Source organism: Sphingomonas phyllosphaerae (assembly GCF_036946485.1).
Classification (GTDB): Bacteria; Pseudomonadota; Alphaproteobacteria; order Sphingomonadales; family Sphingomonadaceae; genus Sphingomonas; species Sphingomonas phyllosphaerae_E.
Window position 1 is genome coordinate 745,550 of the sequence record NZ_JAQIJA010000005.1, and the last position, 19,090, is coordinate 764,639.

A 19,090-nucleotide genomic window follows, 5' to 3' on the forward strand; every position below is an offset into this window, starting at 1 on the left:
CCGTCGCCCCGGACCGCGTCCGGGGCGATCGGAAAACGCTAGTCCTTCCAGCCCCAATAGAGCTGCGCCGGGGGCACGTTCCACCATTCCATGTCATGGTCGATGCGGTGGAAATGCGGCGCGATGAAGTCGCGGACCTTGGGGCTGAACTGATAGACGAGGAACGCTCCGCCGGTGCGCAGCACCCGCTGCGTCGCGGCGGCGATCGCCGGGCCGACGCCGTCGGGCAGCGTCGAGAACGGCAGCCCGGACAGCACGTAATCGGCCGCCTCATGCCCGTGTTCGGCGACGATCCGCTCGACATCCGCCGCCGAGCCATGCACCGCGACAAAGCGGGAATCGGTAATCGTATGATCGAGATAGCGGATGAAGTCCGCATTGGTGTCGATCGCGATCAGCATCGCATCGGGCGCCATCCGCTCGAGAATCGGGCGGCAGAAGGTGCCGACGCCGGGACCATATTCGACGAACAGCTTGCAGTTCGCCCAGTCGACCGGCCCCAGCATCTTCGCGATCAGCCGGTCGGAGGACGGGATGATCGAGCCGACCATCACCGGATGCTTCAGGAAGCCGGTGAAGAACATCTGCCACGGTCCGGGCACGCCGGCGGCTTTGCTGCGGTCGCGCCGCACGGCGTCGGTGGAACTGGTCATGTGGAAAAAACGGCTCCCGAACCTGATGTGATGACGATTTCGCGTCATCCGCATGACGAACGCCCTGCAGGCGAAGCGGTTGCCATAGCCGGGTTGCGCGCGGCCCCCAAGCGCCTAATCGACGTTGCGACGGAACGGGGCGGGAGCGAACGGCGGTGAGACAGGCGCGCGACGGCACTTTCGCCTTGATGTTCATGGTGATGCTGACGATCGCCGCCGGTAATACCGCGCTGCAATCGGTGCTGCCCGCGCTCGGCCGGTCGCTGGGCGTGCGCGATGCGGAGGTGGCGCTCGCCTTTTCGATCTCGGCCTTGTTCTGGGTGCTGGCCGCGCCGTTCTGGGCGCATCGCTCGCACCGCCACGGCCGACGCGCGATGATCTTGCTCGGGCTTGGCGGCTATGCGACCAGCCTTGTGCTGTGCGGCGTGTTCCTCCTCGCCGGGATCAATGGGTGGATCGGCGGTACGGCGGCGTTCCTCCTCTTTATCGTCGGGCGCGTGATCTACGGCGCGACCGGCGCTGCCGCCCCGCCCGCGGTGCAGGCCTTGGTCGCGGGCAGCACCACGCGCGAGGAACGGACCCGCGCGCTGACGCTGCTCGCCTCCGCCTTCGGGCTGGGGACGATCCTCGGCCCCGCGCTCGCGCCCTACCTGATCCTCGGCCATCTCGGCCCGGTCGCGGTCGGGCTGGCCGGGCCGGCGTTCGTCTTCGCGCTGTTCGGCGTGGCGATGCTGGTCGCGGTGTGGCGGCGGCTACCCGACGACCGATCCGACGATTCCAGCCACGGGGCGGTCAACGCCTACCCGTCGATCGGCGGGCAGTCCTCGGGCGCGAGCGTCACCGCGGCGATCGCGCCCGAGAACGGCGCGCGGATCGGCGCGCTCGACCCGCGCATTCGCTGGTGGCTGTTCGTCGGGCTGGTGATGGGGCACGCGCAGGCGATGACGGGGCAAGTGATCGGCTTCCTCGTCATCGACCGGCTCGGCGTGTCGCCGGTCGACGCGCTGGGGGCGACCGGGCTGGTGCTGATGACCGGCGCGGGCGCGTCGCTGCTCGCGCAATGGGGCATGATCCCGCTGCTCGACCTGCGCCCACGCGCGCTGGTGCTGGTCGGGCTCGCGCTCGCCGCCGCCGGCTGCTGGGCGACCGGTCATGCCACCACGCTGCCGTCGATCGCGAGCGGCTATGCGCTCGCCAGCCTCGGCTTCGGCTTCGTCCGGCCGGGGTTCACCGCGGGATCGAGCCTGGCGGTCGACGCATCCTTGCAGGCGTCGGTCGCGGGCAAGGTGACGAGCATCAGCGGGGCGAGCTTCGTGCTGGGGCCGTCGATCGGTGTCGCGCTGTACGGCATCGGACATGCATTGCCCTATGACGCCGCCGCCATCGCCTGTGCGCTGCTGCTGCCGCTCGGCTGGCGGGCGCTCAGGGAGTAGGTTTTCTCGCGCAGAGACGCAAAGGGCGAGCGCCGCAGGCAAGCTACCCGTCCATCACCAAGGATGTTCGTCAGCCTGCGGCGCAACACCTCTGCGTCTCTGCGTCTCTGCGCGAACCTAAACCTCCTTGCCGCCCGGCCGCGCCGTCAATTGCCCCGGCGCGATGAAGCCGATCGGCTGGATCGCGTTCGCCTCCTGCTTCAGCCGCGCCGCCATCTGCTCGTAATCGCGCTCCACTTCCGGCGTGACGCTTGCGCGGCTCTCCTCCAGCGCCCGCTCGAAATGCGCGCGGCGCACCTCGCGCGTGTCGAGCGACTCGCGCAGCGCGATCAGCCCGGCGCGGCGCACGACATCCTCCAGATCGGCGCCGGTGAAGCGCTCGGTCCGCGCCGCCACCGCGTCGAGGTCAACATCGGGCGCGAGCGGCATCTTCTGCGTCTGGATGTCGAGGATCCGCCGCCGTCCCGCGGCATTGGGCACCCCGACATAGACCAGTTCGTCGAATCGTCCCGGCCGCAACAGCGCCGGGTCGACCAGATTCGGCCGGTTGGTCGCGCCGATCACCACCACCGACTGAAGCTCCTCCAGCCCGTCCATCTCGGCGAGGATCGTGTTGACCACGCGCTCGGTCACCTGCGGCTCGCCTAGCCCGCCGCCGCGCGCCGGCACCAGCGAGTCGAGCTCGTCGATGAAGATCACCGTCGGCGCGACCTGCCGCGCGCGCTGGAACAGCCGCGCGATCTGCTGCTCGCTCTCGCCATACCATTTGCTGAGCAGGTCGCTCGACTTGGTCGCGATGAAGTTCGCCTGCGCCTCGCGCGCGACCGCCTTGGCGAGCAAGGTCTTGCCCGTCCCCGGTGGCCCGTAGAGCAGGAAGCCCTTCGCCGGGCGTATCCCCAGACGCCGGAACGCATCCGGGTCCTTGAGCGGCAGCTCGACGCCTTCCTTGAGCCGCATCTGCGCGTCATCAAGGCCACCGACGTCCGACCATTTGACGGTCGGCGCCTGCACCATCACCTCGCGCATCGCGCTCGGCTGGACGCGCTTGAGCGCCTCGGTGAAATCCTCGCGCGTCACCGCGAGCATGTCGAGCACCTCGGCGGGGATCGTGCGATCCTCAAGGTTGAGCCGCGGCATGATCCGCCGCACCGCCTCGATCGCCGCCTCGCGGGTCAGTGCCGCCAGATCGGCGCCGACGAACCCGAAGGTCTGGCGCGCCAGATCGTTCAGCTCGACGCCCTCGCCCAGCGGCATCCCGCGGGTGTGGATACCGAGGATCTCGCGCCGTCCGCGCTCGTCCGGCACGCCGACGATGATCTCGCGGTCGAAGCGGCCCGGCCGGCGCAGCGCCTCGTCGATCGCTTCGGGCCGGTTGGTCGCCGCGATCACCACCAGATTGGCGCGCGCCTCCAGCCCGTCCATCAGCGTCAGCAATTGCGCGACGACGCGCTTCTCCGCCTCGCCCGACACCTGCCCGCGCTTCGGCGCGATCGAGTCGATCTCGTCGATGAACACGATCGACGGCGCGGCCTTGCTGGCCTCCTCGAACACCTGCCGCAGCCGCTGTTCGGATTCGCCATAGGCGGAGCCCATGATCTCGGGGCCGTTGATGAGAAAGAACTGCGCGTCCGATTCGTTTGCCACCGCGCGCGCCAGCCGCGTCTTGCCGGTGCCGGGCGGCCCATGCAGCAGCACGCCCTTGGGCGGATCGACGCCCAGCCGCTGGAAGAGTTCGGGGTAGCGCAGCGGCAATTCGACCATCTCGCGCAGCTGGTCGATCGTCTGCCCCATGCCGCCGATATCGTCATAGGTGACGTCGGCGCGGCGCGCGGCCTGCGGCTCCTCATATTCGGGGCGCAGTTCGATCTCGGTGCTCTCGTCGATATGGACGACGCCCTTGGGGCTCGCCGAGACGACCAGCAGCCGGATCTCCTGCAAGGCATAGGCCGGCGCGTTGACGTAGCGCTCCATGCCCGGCGGCATGTTCTGGACGCGCTGGTGCCCAGCAGTCGCGACGATGTCGCCCGCGCACAGCGGCCGGCCGAAGAAGGTGCGCTTCAGCGCGTTGGTCGAGCCCTGCAACCGCAGGTTCTGCTGCGCCGGCGCGAAGACGACGCGCGTCGCCGCCTTCGATTCGGCGCGCCGCACCTCGACGAAATCACCCGAGCCGACCCCGGCATTGGCGCGCTGGAGCCCGTCGATGCGGACCAGTTCCAGCCCCTCGTCCTCGGCATAGGGGCCGATCGCACGCGCCGGGGTGGTCTTCTTGCCAATGATCTCGACGACGTCGCCGTCGGTGATCCCCAGCGCCGCGAACACCGCGCGCGGCAGATGCGCGACGCCGCGCCCGCTGTCCTCGGGCCGCGCGTTTGCGACCTGCAACTTCACCACTGTCTCGTCGGCATCCGCCATGTCGTTCCTTTCGCGCGGCCAGTGGCCGAGCGCAGAAGATAGGGCGCCGGTTCCGCATTGCGACCCGACGCATCCCGGAACGCGGACGAAAAAAAGGCCAGCCCCAAGGGGCCGGCCGTTTGAGGTTTTTAGGAGAGGATGCCTGAAAGGCCCGCCCTATGTGCGCCGCGGCATGGTCCTTCGCAAGTGCGAAAAGGTAGCGCTATGCTTGCATTTTCTGCAACTGACGCGGCGATTGTTGTTGCGTCCGTGACCGGATGTTGCATGATGCAGCGCAACAGCCATTTCGGACCAGCTCCCGAACCTGCCATGCGTCGGCTTCCGCCCCTCACTGCGATCGAGGCCTTCGTGGCCGTTGCCCGCCTTGGCTCGATCAAGGCGGCGGCGCAGGAGCTTGCACTCTCGCCGCCGGCGCTCAGCCGCCGCATCCAGACACTCGAGCGGTTCATCTCGCGCCCGCTGTTCGATCGCCGCCATCAGGCGATGGTCCCCAATGCCGATGGCGAGCGGTTGCTCGCGGCGATCGCCCCCGCGCTCGACGGCATGTCGGACGCGATCGAGGGGATGACCAGCGGCAACGAAGTGCTGCGGCTGCGGCTCGGCGTGCTGCCCCTTTACGCCTCGCAGCGGCTGTTCCCGCGGCTGGGCGAGCTGCGCGCCGCGCATCCCGAGCTGCACCTCGACATCGACACCGGCGGCAACGCGCTGGCGCGACTCGGCGAGGGGCTCGATGCGGTGATCGTCGTCGCGCGCGATATCGATCCGATGCTCTATTCGGAGCGGCTCGACCGCAACATGGTATACCCGATCGGTGCGCGGGCGTTGCTCGACGGCCCACATCCGCTGCGCTCACCCGAACAGATGCGCCAACATAGCGTGCTGCTGCATCGCGACATGCCCGATACGTTTGCGGCGTGGAGCCAGGCGGCGGGCTATCCGGGGATGGAGCCGGTCGCGATCGATTATTTCGACACCGGCGTGCTGATTCTGGAGGCGGCGGCGCAGGGGCTCGGCGTCGCTTTCATGCACGAGAACCATTTTCAGGACGCCAACGATCCGCGGCTGGTGCGCTTGTTCGATATCGATGTCACCAGCCCGTACAGTTACTGGTTCGCGTGCCGCCCGCGCGCGCTCCAGACCAAGCCGGTCAAGATCTTCCGCGACTGGCTGATCCGGACGTTGCGCGAGAACTGACCTCTTCCGTCATGCCTGCGCAGGCGAAAATCCAGACGCGCAGGTTCTCGCAAGGTCGCTAGCGTCCGAGATTCGTCGGCCAATCGACGGTTAACGGACACCCGCTTTCGTTCGTCATCCCGGACTTGATCCGGAATCCCGCTTTCCCCGAGGTTACCCAGGAAGCGGGGCCCCGGATCAAGTCCGGTGCGACGAACGAGGGAGGCGATTCGCTCAATAAAGTCAGGCGGCCTTCATCGACACGATCTTGCCGGGGTTCGCGGGCGGCTCGCCCTTGGGCAGCGCGTCGATCAGCTCCATGCCCTCGGTCACCTGACCCCAGACGGTGTACTGGCCGTCGAGGAAGCGCGCGTCGTCGAAGCAGATGAAGAACTGCGAATTCGCCGAGTTGGGGTCCATCGTCCGCGCCATCGAGCAGGTCCCGCGCACGTGCGGCTCCTTCGAGAATTCCTGCTTGAGGTTCGGCTTGTCCGACCCGTGCATCCCGGTGCCGGTCGGATCGCCGCCCTGCGCCATGAAGCCCGGGATCACGCGGTGGAACACCACGCCGTCGTAAAAGCCCTCGTTCGCCAGCTCGGCGATGCGCGCGACATGCTCGGGCGCCAGATCGGGGCGCAGCTGGATCGTCACGTCGCCGCCGTCCAGCGTCAGGGTCAGCGTGGAATAGGTCTCGGTCACAGGCAGTTCCTTTCTTGCCGTATGCGCGCGCCCCTATCGGTCCCGCGCCCGGCTGGCAAATGCGCGACGCCCGCGCTAGGTGCCCTTCGGTCCGACGCGAACCAGGGAGCCGGCAGATGAGCGAGACCGAGCTGCGCGACGCGTATGAGGAGCAGGACGACCGCGAGGAGCGTCTGGACGAGGACGACCGGCTCAAGCCCGAGTTCGTCCGCGCGGTGCTCGACGCGGTCGAGGCCGGCGACGTCGCCGAGGCGCATGCGCTGGTCGAGCCGCTCCACCCCGCCGACATCGCCGATCTCTTCGAGCTGACGCCCGAGGATTGCCGCCGCGATCTCGCCGCGGCGGTCAGCGACCTGCTCGACGCCGACGTGTTCGCGGAGATGAACGACTATGTCCGCGAGGCGCTGATCGACGCGCTCGACGCGCGGCAGGTCGCGGACATCGCGAGCGAACTCGATACCGACGACGCGGTCGCGATCATCGAGGACATGGAGCCGGAGGATCAGCGCGAGGTCCTGCGCGCGATGGAGCCCGACGATCGCGCCGCGATCGAGGAGGCGCTGTCCTACCCGGAAGAATCGGCTGGCCGCCTCATGCAGCGCGATCTGGTCGCGGTGCCCGAACATTGGACGGTTGGCGACGTGCTCGACTATCTGCGCGCCGACGAGACGCTGACCACCGATTTCTGGGAAATCTTCGTCGTCGACCCGACGCACGAGCCGGTCGGCACCTGTTCGCTGAGCTGGATCCTGCGCACCCCGCGCAGCATCGCGATCGCCGACGTCATGCAGCGCGAACAGACGCTGATCCCGGTCGACATGGACCAGGAAGAGGTCGCGCTGCGCTTTCAGAAATATGCGCTGATCTCCGCCGCGGTGGTCGACGGCTCGGGTCGGCTGGTCGGAATGATCACGGTCGATGACGTCGTCCATATCATCCAGCAGGAGGCCGGCGAGGACGCGCTGCGGTTGTCGGGCGCCGGCGAAGGCGACATCAACGAGCCGATCCGGCTGACGGTACGGACGCGGCTGACATGGCTGCTCATCAACCTGCCGACCGCGATGATCGCCGCGACGGTGGTGGGGCTGTTCGACGAACGGATCGCGCGCTTCGCGGTGCTTGCGCAATTGATGGGGATCGTCAGCGGGATGGGCGGCAATGCCGGCACGCAGACGCTCGCCGTCGTCGTCCGTGCGCTCGCGACGAACCAGCTGACCGGATCGAATACCTTGCGGATGATCACCCGCGAGCTGCGGATCGCGGGGAGCAACGGCATCGGGCTCGGGCTGCTGGTCGGTGCGGGCTCCTATCTGTGGTTCGGCAATCCGGCGCTGTCGCTGGTGTTCGGACTGGCGTTGTTCCTCAACAACATCGTCGCCGGGCTGGCGGGGGTGCTGGTGCCGGTGACGCTCGACCGTTTCGACGTCGATCCGGCGGTGGCGTCATCGGTGTTCGTGACGACCTGCACCGATTCGCTGGGGTTCTTCACCTTCCTCGGGCTGGCGGCGCTGTGGGGGCTGGGCGGGTAAGCCTCAACTCCGTCCGTCATTCCCGCGGAGGCGGAAATCCAGACGCGCAGGTCGTCGTGAGAGTCACCGACGTCGCAGGTTCTGGATTCCTGCTTCGCGAGGCCTCTGCGACACCCGTTTTCTGTTCCCCGGCGGAGGCCGGGGCCCAGTTGGATGAGGCTTGTAACTAACTGAAACACCTTCCCAGCTGGACCCCGGCCTCCGCCGGGGAACGGCTTACGAAGGATATGGTCCGCACTTTTGCAGAGGTCTCGCCTTCGCGGGAATAACGGCAGAAAGACTTACCGCTCGCGCGTCGCGGCGAACTTCACCTTTGGATAGCGGTCCTGCACATAGCCGACCTCCCACGCGCTCTTGGCGAGAAACACGGGATTGCCGTCGCGATCCTTGGCCATCGCCGCGCGGTTGAGGTCGGTGAAGTTCTTCAGCTCGGCCGGATCGTCCGCCGAAATCCAGCGCGCGGTGTCGAACGGCGCCGGCTCCAGCCCGGCGGCAACCTTATATTCCGCGTCGAGACGGCTGAGCAGCACGTCGAGCTGGAGCTGCCCGACGACGCCGATGATCCAGTTGCTGCCGATCTCGGGATAGAAGACCTGCGTCACCCCCTCCTCGGCCATGTCGTCGAGCGCCTTGCGCAGCTGCTTGGTCTTAGTCGGATCCTTGAGCGCGACGCGGCGCAGGATTTCGGGCGCGAAATTGGGCAGCCCGGTGAAGCGCACGTCGGCCTTTTCGCTCAGCGTGTCGCCGACGCGCAGCGTGCCGTGGTTGGGGATGCCGATGATATCGCCCGGATACGCCTCGTCCGCCACTTCGCGATTCTGCGCGAAGAACAGGATCGGCGAGTGGACCGCGATCGGCTTGCCGTGCCCGGTCGGGGTCAGTTTCATGCCCCTCTTGAACGTGCCCGAGCACAGCCGCATGAACGCGATCCGGTCGCGATGCTGCGGATCCATGTTCGCCTGCACCTTGAAAACGAAGCCGGTGACTTCCTTCACGTCCGGCGCGACCGGCGCTGGTTCGGCGGGCTGCGGACGCGGCGGCGGAGCATAGGCGCTCAGCGCGGCGATCAGGTCGGCGGGGCCGAAATCCTTGAGTGCCGAGCCGAAATAGACCGGGGTCAGATCGCCGTTGCGATACGCCTCGGCGTCGAACGCCGCATAGCCGGCCTGCGCCAGCTCGATCTCTTCCGCGACTTCGTCGGGCAGCGTCGGCGCATCGTCGGTCTTGCCCTGGAAGGTACGGCTGTCGCCCTCGGGGCGCGCGATCTGGTTGGTCGACAGGTTGAGGATGCCCTCGAACGTGCCGCCCATCCCGACCGGCCACGTCATCGGGCACACGTCGAGCGCGAGCATGTCGGCGATCTCGTCGAGCAGTTCGAAGGTCGGCCGCCCCTCGCGATCGACCTTGTTGACGAAGGTGATGATCGGCACCGAGCGCAGCCGGCAGACCTCGAACAGCTTGCGCGTCTGCGCCTCGATGCCGCGCGCCGCGTCGATGACCATGATCGCCGAGTCGACCGCGGTCAGCGTGCGATAGGTGTCTTCGCTGAAATCCTCGTGCCCCGGCGTGTCGAGCAGGTTGAAGGTGACGCCGCCGCTCTCGAAGGTCATCACGCTGGAGGTAACCGAAATGCCGCGCTGCTGCTCGATCTTCATCCAGTCCGAGCGGGCGCGGCGGTTCTGCCCGCGCGCCTTGACCTCGCCGGCGAGATGGATCGCGCCGCCGAAATACAGCAGCTTCTCGGTCAGCGTCGTCTTGCCCGCGTCGGGGTGAGAGATGATCGCAAAGGTGCGGCGGGGAGACGTCATGCGGGTTCCAGCGGTTCGGGCAAGCGCCGCGTCCGCGCGGCGATGTGGAGCGCGCGGATAGCAGGATGGCGGGCATAGGGACAGAGGCGGGTGTGAGGACCGCGTGCCGTCTCCCTTCTCACGTCATCCCGGGCTTGACCCGGGATCCCGCCTTTTCCCGCGGCGCGTTGGGTAAGCGGGGCTCCGAATCAGATCCGGGGCGACGAAGAAGCTACCGCTCCAAACGACAACGGCCCGCCCGACATAAGTCGGACGGGCCGCCGTTCGTTCGCAAGAACCGGTCTGCTTAGCTGCCCGACTCGAGGTTCACGGCCGCATATTTGCCACGACGATCGACTTCGATCTCGAAGCTCAGGCGGTCGCCCTCGTTAAGCGTCGGCATCCCGGCGCGCTCGACCGCCGAGATGTGCACGAACGCATCCGGCTGGCCATCGTCGCGCTGGATGAAGCCGAAGCCCTTCATCGCGTTGAAGAACTTGACGGTACCCGTCGCCTTCTCCCCGGTCAGCTGACGCTGCGGGCCACCGGCGCCGCCGGCGCGCGGACCACGATCGCCGAAGCCGCCTTCGCGCGGAGCCGAACGCTCCTGCACCGGCATCGGCTCGCCGTCGATCTTCAGATCGGTCGCCGAGACACGGCCGCCACGATCGACGAGCGTGAAGCCGAGCGGCTGGCCCTCGGCGAGGCCCGACAGGCCCGCCTGCTCGACCGCCGAGATGTGCACGAACACGTCTTCGCCGCCATCATCACGGACGATGAAGCCGAAGCCCTTCTGACCGTTGAAGAACTTGACCACGCCGGTGCCTTCGCCAACGACCTGCGGGGGCATGCCGCCACCGCCGCCGAAGCCGCGACCACCGCCGCCGCCACCGAAACCGCCGCCACCGCCGCCGCGGAAGCCGCCACCACCGCCGCCGCCGAAGCCGCCGCCACCACCGCCGAAGCCGCGACCGCCGCCGAAGCCGCCGCCGCGATCCTCGAAGCCGCCGCCGAAGCCGCCACCGCCGAAGCCGCCGCCGAAATCGTCACCGCCGCCGAAACTGTCGCGCTTGTCGCGCCCACGCCCGCCGCGCTGACCGCGGCCGCCCTTGTCGTAACCCATAACCCTGTTCGTCTTCCCGGTCCGCCCGAACACTCTCATCAGGGCCACGCGCAGGACGGCGAACGCGGCTCCCCTCGACGCAGGACCTACTGCGCCTCATCGCCTCCATAGACCATCTTGCGCCGCCCTGCGAATCGTTTTGCGCATCTTTTCAAGGAATGACCGCCAAGTGCCGCGGATCGGTCGCATTGTTGCCACGTTCCGTCGTGCCGGCGCTCACGAGTCACGAAGCGATTGAGCCCGGCGATCCGCGCGGTTACAGGCCGCATATGGCTGTATATCTGCACGAAGAAGACCTGCCCGGCGACGTGTTCGCCGCAGGCGCCCCGATCGCGGTCGATACCGAGACGATGGGACTGATCACCCCGCGCGACCGTCTGTGCCTGGTGCAACTGTCGGACGGTGGCGGCGACGAGCATCTGGTGCGCTTCTCACCCGGCAGCGACTATGCCGCACCGGTGCTGCGACAGGTGCTGGCCGATCCGGCGCGGCTGAAGCTCTATCATTTCGGCCGCTTCGACATTGCGGCGATCCGTCACTATCTCGGCGTCGTGGCCGCGCCGGTCTACTGCACCAAGACCGCGTCGCGGCTGGTGCGGACCTACACCGACCGGCACGGATTGAAGGAGCTGGTTCGCGAATTGCTGGGGCAGGACATCTCGAAGCAGCAGCAATCGTCGGACTGGGGCGGCCCGGTGCTGAGCGATGCGCAGCGCGATTATGCCGCCTCCGACGTCCGCTATCTGCACCGCCTGAAGGAGGAACTCGACCGCCGGCTGGCGCGCGAGGGCCGCACCGAACTGGCGCAGGCGTGTTTCGACTTCCTGCCGGCGCGTGCCGAGCTGGACCTGGCGGGCTGGCCGGAGGTGGACATCTTCGCGCATGTCTGACGTCGCGCTTCGCGTCCGATCGGAACGGCAACGCTGGGCGCAGCCCGGCGGACGGCACGACCGCGTCATCGCGATCGCCAACCGCGCGCTGCCGGCGTCGATCGGCGTGCTGTTCGCGTTCCTGGTCATGGCGCCGCTGACGATGGGCGGCGATGCGTCGTTCGTCCTCGACAAGAATCGCGTCGACGTCGCCAAGGAACGCATGAAGCTGCGCGAGGCGCGATACCGCGGCACCGATACCAAGGGGCAGCCGTTCGAGCTGGACGCGGGCTCGGCGGTGCAGAAAAGCTCCGCCGAGCCGATCGTGCGCATCGCGGGTATGGCGGCTGCGATCCGATTGTCGGACGGCCCGGCGACGCTGACCGCGCCGACCGGCCGTTACGACATGGATAGCGAGCAGGTGAACGTCGACGGGCCGATCAAGGTGCGCGGACCGAACAATTATACGCTCGACACCGACAATGCGGTCGTCGACCTGAAATCGCGTCGGCTCCGCTCCACCGGTGCGGCGACCGGCACCGTGCGCCAGGGCACGTTCCGCGGCGACTCGATGAGCGCCGACCTGGAGGCGCGCACCGTCACGCTCGACGGCAATGCCCGCTTGCGGTTCACCCCGAGAAAATAGAGAAGTCTCCGCATGTTGCGCCTTGCCGCCGCCCCTGCCCTGCTGACATTGCTCGCCGTTCCCGCGGCGGCGCAGGCCCGGCACGATACCGCCGCGCCGATCGACTTCGGCGCGGATCATATCGAATTGCAGGATCGCGCCAATCGCGCGGTGCTGTCGGGCAACGTCAAGGTTCGGCAGGCGGAGATGACGCTGACCGCGCAGCGCATGACCGTCGCCTATACGGGGCAAGTGATCGACGGCAATCCGCAGGTTTCGCGGCTGGATGCCAGTGGCGGGGTGACGGTGGTCCGCCCCGACCAGACGGCGCGCAGCCAGTTCGGCGTCTACGACCTCAACCGCCGCGTCATCACGATGCTGGGATCGGTGAAGCTGACGCAGGGCGGCAATACCGTCAACGGCGGACGGCTGACGATCAACCTCGACACCGGGCGTGCGGTGATCGACGGTTCGTCGGTGAGCGGCGGCGCGGCGGCGGGCACCGGTGGCGTGACGCAGGCGCCGAACGGGCGCGTGACCGGCACCTTCTCGGTGCCCAAGCGCAACTGATCGGACGGGAAGGCCACATCGGGGGTTCACGCCCGCGCCCGCTTCCTGCATGAATCCTGCCAGTCGGGGCATTGACGAAGCGGTAACCCTGTTCTGAGAGAGCGACAGACGATGGACGGCATCACGACAGCGCTGGATCGCGAAGGTCTCGACCGGGTGGAGCCGATCCACGAGGCCGAGCTGGGCCGCGGGCTGCAGGTCGTGTCAATCGCGAAGAGCTACGACAAGCGCGTCGTGCTGACCGACGTGTCGGTGACGGTCGGGCGCGGCGAGGTGATCGGGCTGCTCGGGCCGAACGGCGCGGGCAAGACGACCTGCTTCTATTCGGTGATGGGGCTGGTGAAGCCCGACTCGGGCCGGATCATGCTCGACGGCGACGATATCACCGGCCTGCCGATGTACCGTCGCGCGATTCTCGGGCTCGGCTATCTGCCGCAGGAGACGTCGATCTTCCGCGGGCTGACGATCGAGAAGAACATCCTGACCGTGCTCGAACTCGCCGAGCCCGATGCGGCGGCGCGGACCGAGAAGCTCGAAAAGCTGCTCGGCGAATTCGGGCTGACGCGGCTGCGCGACGCGCCGGCGATGGCGCTGTCGGGCGGCGAACGCCGTCGCGCCGAGATCGCACGTGCGCTGGCCGCCGATCCGTCGATCATGCTGCTCGACGAACCGTTCGCGGGGATCGACCCGATCTCGATCGCCGACATTCGCGATCTGGTGTGCCAGCTCAAGGAGCGCGGGATCGGGGTGCTGATCACCGACCATAATGTGCGCGAGACGCTCGACATCGTCGATCGTGCGTACATCATCTACGACGGCAAGGTGCTGTTCACCGGCAGCCCGGAGGAACTGGTGCGCGACGAGAACGTCCGCCGGCTCTATCTGGGCGAGGATTTCGCGCTGTAGGGGATGGAGAGCGGGATGTGCGCTTCCTCGCTCCCGTCGTCCCTGCGCAGGCAGGGGCCCATGTCTGCCGACTGCTGCCGGGCGGACTGACACATGTGCCGTCAGTCCTGTGTCAAGGTCGCCCCTCCACTCCACAGACATAGGCCCCTGCCTTCGCAGGGGCGACGTGGCGTAAGCGCATGAGCCTCGCCCCGCGCCTCGATCTGCGCCAGTCGCAATCTCTGGTGATGACGCCGCAGCTTCAGCAGGCGATCAAGCTGCTGGCGCTGAGCAATCTCGAGATCGAGGGCGTGATCGCCGAGGAACTCGAACGCAACCCGCTGCTGGAGGCGACACCCGGCGGCGACGATGCGCCGGAGGCGGTGCCGGTGGACGCCCCGACCCGCGGCGAGCCGGCGGGCGCCGACGAACTCGTCGTCGCGGGCGAGGCAGCCGGCGAAGCGCTCGACGTCGACATCGCTGCCGAACGCTTCGACGACTCGCCGTCCGATCACGCCGGCCTGTCGTCGAGCGCGGCGCCCACCAGCGGCTCGGGCGAGGCACCCGATCTCGACGCCTTTGCCGACACCAGCGAAAGTCTCGCCGACATCCTGCTCGCGCAGGCGGGCGCGGCGTTCGACGAAGCGGAAATGTTCATCGCGCGCGCGCTGATCGACCAGATCGACGAGGCCGGCTATCTGCGCGCCGATGTCGCCGAGATCGCGCAGCGGCTCGGGGTGCCGGTCGCGCGCGTCGCCGCGGTGCTGACGGTGATCCAGCGCTTCGAGCCGACCGGCGTCGGCGCGCGCGACCTCGCCGAATGTCTCGCGATCCAGGCGCGCGAGGCCGACCGCTACGATCCGTGCATGGCGCGGTTGCTCGATCATCTCGACCTGCTCGCGCGCGGCGACCTGTCCCGGCTCAAGCGGCTGTGTCAGGTCGACGACGAGGACATGGCGGACATGATCCGCGAGTTGCGCGCCTATGATCCCAAGCCCGGCTGCCGCTACGGCGGCGAGCCGCCCGCGCCGGTGATCCCCGATCTGTCCGTCACGCGCACCAAGACCGGCTGGGCGATCGAACTGAATGCCGCGACGCTGCCGCGGGTGCTGGTCAACAAGGGCTATTACAGCGAGCTGGCGGGAGGCAAGCAGGACAAGGCGGGCAAGGCATGGCTCGCCGACAAGCTCGCCAGCGCCAATTGGCTGGTCAAGGCGCTCGACCAACGGCAGCGGACGATCATCCGCGTCGCGACCGAGATCGTGAAGCAGCAGGAAGCGTTCTTCCTGCGCGGGGTCGCGCATCTCCGCCCGCTGACGCTGCGCCAGATCGCCGAGGCGATCGACTTGCACGAATCCACCGTCAGCCGCGTCACCAGCAACAAATATCTGAGCTGCGCGCGCGGCGTGTTCGAGCTGAAATATTTCTTCACCTCGGCGATCGCGGCCGCCGACGGCGGCGATGCGGTATCGGCGGAGGCGGTGAAGAGCGCGATCCGCGCGCTGATCGCGGGCGAAGGCGATACGATCCTGTCCGACGACACGCTGGTCGAGCAGCTCAACGCCAAGGGCTTCGACATCGCGCGCCGGACGGTCGCCAAATATCGCGAGGCGATGGGGATCGGCAGCTCGGTGCAGCGCCGCCGCGCGCGCGCGCTGCAACGCGCCTGATCAGCCGACCGGCCCCCGGCTTCAGCCGACCGGCATCGTCTTCGCAGCGGGTTCGCACTCGGCCATCGCCTGTTCCTCGCCCTCGTGCGGCGCGGCGGGCAGCTTGCTGCGTCGCCAGCCGCCGTGGCGGTAGAAAGCGATCATCATCAGCATCGAGCCGATCGATCCCGCCGGGAAGCTCCACCAGATCGCATCCGCACCCCATGACGGCTCCAGCCCGGCGGCCATGCCGAGCCGCAGCGGGAACATCGCCAGCGCCAGGATCACCAGCGGCCCGATCACCGCGCCATTGGCGCGCACCGTCGCCGACAGCACCATCGACACGCCGAACAGCACGAAGCTCCACGCCGCGATCAGGTTGATCCGCACCGCGATGTCCACCGCGCCGCTGTCCTGCCCGAGGAACAGCCACAGCACGTGCCGGTCAAGCAGCGTCAGCACCACGACCAGCCCGCCGGTCAGCGCGAGATTGGTGATGATGCCGACGCGCGTGATCCGGTCGACCCGCGACCACGCCCCCGCGCCGATGTTCTGCGCCGCCATCGCGCTGACCGCCGCGCCGACCGCCATCGCGGGCATCTGGATATAGGTCCACAGCTGGTTCGCCGCGCCATATGCCGCCGTCGTGGCGGTGCCGTGGCGATTGACCAGCCCGATCATCGCCAGCGCCGAGGTCGAGACGACCAGCATCTGCAACCCCATCGGTACGCCCTTGGCGACGATCGTCCGCAGCAAGGCCGGGTCGGGCAGGATGTAGCGCAACTCCGCACCGCGCAGCCGGATCGGCAGATCGCGCCGGTAGATGTAGACGAGCAGCGCGATCAACGAGCCGGTGTTGGCGATCAGCGTCGCCATCGCCGATCCCTCGATCCCCAACGCGGGGATCGGCCCGAAACCGCGGATCAGCAGCGGATTGAGCGCGACGTCGATCGCCGAGCCGAGCGCCATGAACTTGAGCGGCGTGATCGAATCACCGGTACCGCGCAGCGCCATGGTCAGCAGCACGGCAACGAACCCCGGCACCATCGCGACGAAGATGACGCGCAGATAGGCGAGCGCGAGCGGATAGACCTCGGCGGGGGTCGCCAGCACGCGCAGGATCGCGGGCGCGGCGAGCAGCCCGACGACGACGGTAACGATCGACAGGAGCGTGAACAGCCCGACCGACGTGCCGAGCACGCGGCGTACCGCGTCGAGGTCGCGACGGCCCATGTTCTGGCCGATCAGGATCGTCGCGGCCATGCCAAAGCCGAACACCGCCGCGATCAACAGGAACATGATGATATTGGCGTTGGTGGTCGCCGCCAGCGCGCGCTCGCCGAGAAACTGCCCGATCCAGATCGCGTTGATCGAGCCGTTGAGCGATTGCAGGACGCTGGACCCGAGCGTCGGCAGCGCGAACACCAGCAACGTCCGCCCGATCGGACCGGTCGTCAAATCCTGTTGCGATCCGCGCGCCATCGTTTTCCCCTTGTCCCGCCGCCTTAGCGTGCGCGCAGCAGCGACGACAGGGGGCGGATCAGCGCCCCTCGCGATCGTCGTTGTCCCGGTCGCGCAACTCGGCCCCGGCGTTTTCGAGCGCGGCGCCGGCGCGATCCCGCGTCCGGTCGCCGTGGCGGCGGACTTCATCCTCCAGCCGATCGGACGCCTCGGAGATGCGATCCGCGGCGCGATCGATCTGGTCGGCGGCAAGGCCGTCGACGCGGTTGGTGACGTGGTCCGCCAGGCGATCGGTCAGCGAATCAACGCTCTGCACCACATTGTCGGAGGCGCGTTCGATGTCGGACGCGATCGCATTGCCGGTCCGCTCGGCATGATCCTCGGCGCGGTCCGAGCAGGCGGCGAGCGCCAGCGCGGCAAGCGGAACGAACAGGGCGAGCGGCTTCATCGTCTTTCTCCGTAGCTTGGCGTGGTCAATCGCCGGAGCCGCGGCTTTGTTGCGTCATCCGCCGCGCAGCGAGCGGCCGATCAGCGCGAAAAAAGCGTGGCTGCTCGCGCTGCTCTCCACGTCCCATTCGGGATGCCATTGAACGGCCAGCACATCCGCGCCGTTCGGCCGCGCCGCGATGGCCTCGATCACGCCATCGTCGCTCGACCACGCCTCCACCGTCAGCCCATCGCCAAGCCGCTCGACCGCCTGCTCGTGGACCGAATGGACCGACAGCCGCTGCTCGCCGGTCAGCGCCGCCAGCGCGCCATCGGCGGCGAGCTGGACCTCGTGCCGGTGGTCGAAAAGGGTTGCATAATCGGCGTGATCCCACCCGCCGCGCAAATGCCGGCCACAGCAGCGCTCGGTCGACAGGGTGCCGCCGAACAGCACGTTGATCTCCTGCATTCCCCGACAGATGCCGAACACCGGCTTGCCCGCCGAGATCATCGCATCGGCCATCGTCAGCGCCACGTCGTCGCGCTCGGGATCGAGCACGCCACCGTGCTCGTCACTGGGCGCGCCGTAACGGGTCGGCGCGACGTTCGAGCGCGATCCGGTCAGTAAAATGCCGTCGAGATAATCGGTTAGCGAGGCGACATCGCACAGTTCGGCGATCGCCGGGACCAGCACCACGCACGCCTCCGACACGCGCGCGAGCGGCGCGACGAAGCGGCTCGCCACCACCTGCACCGGGCGCTGCACCGTTTCGTTGCAACACAGCACCCCGATGACGGGCTTGCGCGCCTCAGCCATCGCTGGCGCGCCAATCGGTCGCATTGTCATGCGCTTGCGCCTCCGGCTGCACCACGACCCGCCCGGCGGGCACGTCCTCCAGCAACCAGACGTTGCCGCCGATCATCGCGCCAGCGCCGATCGTGACCCGCCCCAGGATCGTCGTTCCGGCGTAGATCACCACATCATCCTCCACGATCGGGTGCCGTGCGTAACGCGTACGGGGCCGATCGGGATCATCGCCACGCGGCGTTCGTGCCCCCAAAGTGACGTGCTGGTACAGCCTGACACGCGAACCGATGATCGCCGTCTCACCAATGACGACGCCGGTGCCGTGATCGATGAAGAACGACGGGCCGATCGTCGCGCCGGGATGGATGTCGATCCCGGTCCGCTCGTTGGCCAGTTCGGAGATCAGCCGCGCGACGATCGGCGCGCCCAGTTCGTAGAGCAGATGCGCCAGCCGGTGATGCAGGCTGGCGATCGCGCCGGGATAGCAGACGAGGATCTCGTCGGCGCTGCGCGCGGCGGGGTCGCCGAGGAACGCCGCCTCGACATCGGTATCGATCAGCCGCCGGATCTCACCCAGCCCGGCGACGAACAGCCGCACGATCGTCGCCGGCTGGTCGCGGTCGAAGGTGCCGCTGCTCGCCTCCGCCTGCCAATAGCCCAGCTCGGCCGCGATCTCGCGCTCCAGCTCGGTCGCGGCCGCCAGCAGCTTGGCAGCGACGAACCCGTCCTCCTCGGCCGGCGCACCACGAAACTGCCCGAGCCGGCGCGGGTAGAGCGCGGCTGACAGCAGCTCGATCACCCGCTCCAGCGCGCCACGCGACGGAAAGCTGGTCGTGTCGCGTCCGTCGTCATGCCGCGCCCGCCACGCCCCCCGGGCGGCGCGCAACTCGGCTACCGCCTCCGCCACCGGGACTGAACTGCGTTGATCGGTCATGCGCGCTCCTCACTCGGCACGCATCATATCCCATCATCTTTCCGGGTGTTGAAA

General features: G+C 68.1%; 17 protein-coding genes. 8 read left to right on the plus strand and 9 right to left on the minus strand.

The window, feature by feature from the left end; all coding sequences use genetic code 11:
• Positions 1-38 precede the first annotated feature (38 nt).
• A complete protein-coding gene (locus tag PGN16_RS12180) occupies positions 39-653 on the minus strand; it encodes a class I SAM-dependent methyltransferase (RefSeq protein WP_335309672.1) in 615 nt (204 codons plus the stop codon).
• Between the two features lie 155 nt (positions 654-808).
• Between PGN16_RS12180 and PGN16_RS12185 the strand changes: the two genes are divergently transcribed.
• Complete coding sequence (locus tag PGN16_RS12185; protein WP_335309673.1) at positions 809-2,086, plus strand: MFS transporter; 1,278 nt, start codon at positions 809-811, stop codon at positions 2,084-2,086.
• A gap of 117 nt (positions 2,087-2,203) precedes the next feature.
• On the opposite strand, the gene PGN16_RS12190 is transcribed toward PGN16_RS12185, so the two are convergent.
• Positions 2,204-4,498 (minus strand): CDC48 family AAA ATPase, encoded by a 2,295-nt coding sequence (locus PGN16_RS12190; RefSeq protein ID WP_335309674.1) that lies wholly within the window; start codon positions 4,496-4,498, stop codon positions 2,204-2,206.
• 309 nt (positions 4,499-4,807) lie between these two features.
• Between PGN16_RS12190 and PGN16_RS12195 the strand changes: the two genes are divergently transcribed.
• Entirely contained in the window at positions 4,808-5,692 is an 885-nt protein-coding gene (locus PGN16_RS12195; RefSeq protein WP_335309675.1) for a LysR substrate-binding domain-containing protein, read from the plus strand.
• 222 nt (positions 5,693-5,914) lie between these two features.
• On the opposite strand, the gene PGN16_RS12200 is transcribed toward PGN16_RS12195, so the two are convergent.
• Complete coding sequence (locus PGN16_RS12200; protein WP_335309676.1) at positions 5,915-6,370, minus strand: peptidylprolyl isomerase; 456 nt, start codon at positions 6,368-6,370, stop codon at positions 5,915-5,917.
• A gap of 116 nt (positions 6,371-6,486) precedes the next feature.
• Between PGN16_RS12200 and mgtE the strand changes: the two genes are divergently transcribed.
• A complete protein-coding gene (mgtE, locus tag PGN16_RS12205) occupies positions 6,487-7,899 on the plus strand; it encodes a magnesium transporter (protein WP_335309677.1) in 1,413 nt (470 codons plus the stop codon).
• A 281-nt stretch (positions 7,900-8,180) separates the two neighbouring features.
• On the opposite strand, the gene PGN16_RS12210 is transcribed toward mgtE, so the two are convergent.
• On the minus strand, positions 8,181-9,707 hold the full coding sequence (locus PGN16_RS12210; protein ID WP_335309678.1) for a peptide chain release factor 3: 1,527 nt from the start codon (positions 9,705-9,707) through the stop codon (positions 8,181-8,183).
• Between the two features lie 286 nt (positions 9,708-9,993).
• Entirely contained in the window at positions 9,994-10,809 is an 816-nt protein-coding gene (locus tag PGN16_RS12215; protein ID WP_335309679.1) for a cold-shock protein, read from the minus strand.
• Positions 10,810-11,078: 269 nt separating this feature from the next.
• Between PGN16_RS12215 and PGN16_RS12220 the strand changes: the two genes are divergently transcribed.
• The 5 genes from PGN16_RS12220 to rpoN all read left to right on the plus strand — a co-directional run bounded on the left by PGN16_RS12220 (position 11,079) and on the right by rpoN (position 15,428).
• On the plus strand, positions 11,079-11,699 hold the full coding sequence (locus PGN16_RS12220) for a ribonuclease D (RefSeq protein ID WP_335309680.1): 621 nt from the start codon (positions 11,079-11,081) through the stop codon (positions 11,697-11,699).
• On the plus strand, positions 11,692-12,324 hold the full coding sequence (lptC, locus tag PGN16_RS12225) for an LPS export ABC transporter periplasmic protein LptC (RefSeq protein WP_335309681.1): 633 nt from the start codon (positions 11,692-11,694) through the stop codon (positions 12,322-12,324). The genes PGN16_RS12220 and lptC overlap by 8 nt, the downstream gene beginning before the upstream one ends.
• A gap of 12 nt (positions 12,325-12,336) precedes the next feature.
• Entirely contained in the window at positions 12,337-12,873 is a 537-nt protein-coding gene (locus tag PGN16_RS12230) for an LptA/OstA family protein (RefSeq protein ID WP_335309682.1), read from the plus strand.
• 111 nt (positions 12,874-12,984) lie between these two features.
• Positions 12,985-13,779, plus strand: a complete 795-nt coding sequence (gene lptB / locus PGN16_RS12235) for an LPS export ABC transporter ATP-binding protein (RefSeq protein ID WP_443019629.1) — start codon at positions 12,985-12,987, stop codon at positions 13,777-13,779.
• A gap of 179 nt (positions 13,780-13,958) precedes the next feature.
• Positions 13,959-15,428, plus strand: coding sequence for an RNA polymerase factor sigma-54 (gene rpoN, locus PGN16_RS12240; protein WP_335309683.1), 1,470 nt, complete (start codon positions 13,959-13,961; stop codon positions 15,426-15,428).
• 21 nt (positions 15,429-15,449) lie between these two features.
• Here the strand turns inward: rpoN and PGN16_RS12245 are convergent, their stop codons facing one another.
• Genes PGN16_RS12245 through epsC form a run of 4 tightly spaced genes read right to left on the minus strand, consistent with a single transcriptional unit; the run spans position 15,450 to position 19,036 of the window.
• Entirely contained in the window at positions 15,450-16,889 is a 1,440-nt protein-coding gene (locus PGN16_RS12245; RefSeq protein ID WP_335309684.1) for an MATE family efflux transporter, read from the minus strand.
• A gap of 58 nt (positions 16,890-16,947) precedes the next feature.
• Positions 16,948-17,316 (minus strand): hypothetical protein, encoded by a 369-nt coding sequence (locus PGN16_RS12250; protein ID WP_335309685.1) that lies wholly within the window; start codon positions 17,314-17,316, stop codon positions 16,948-16,950.
• Positions 17,317-17,370: 54 nt separating this feature from the next.
• Positions 17,371-18,111 carry a gamma-glutamyl-gamma-aminobutyrate hydrolase family protein gene (locus PGN16_RS12255; RefSeq protein ID WP_335309686.1) on the minus strand — a complete coding sequence of 247 codons (741 nt, stop codon included), beginning with the start codon at positions 18,109-18,111 and terminating at the stop codon, positions 17,371-17,373.
• Positions 18,104-19,036 (minus strand): serine O-acetyltransferase EpsC, encoded by a 933-nt coding sequence (gene epsC / locus PGN16_RS12260; protein WP_335309687.1) that lies wholly within the window; start codon positions 19,034-19,036, stop codon positions 18,104-18,106. Before epsC ends, PGN16_RS12255 begins: the two co-directional genes overlap by 8 nt.
• Positions 19,037-19,090 lie beyond the last annotated feature (54 nt).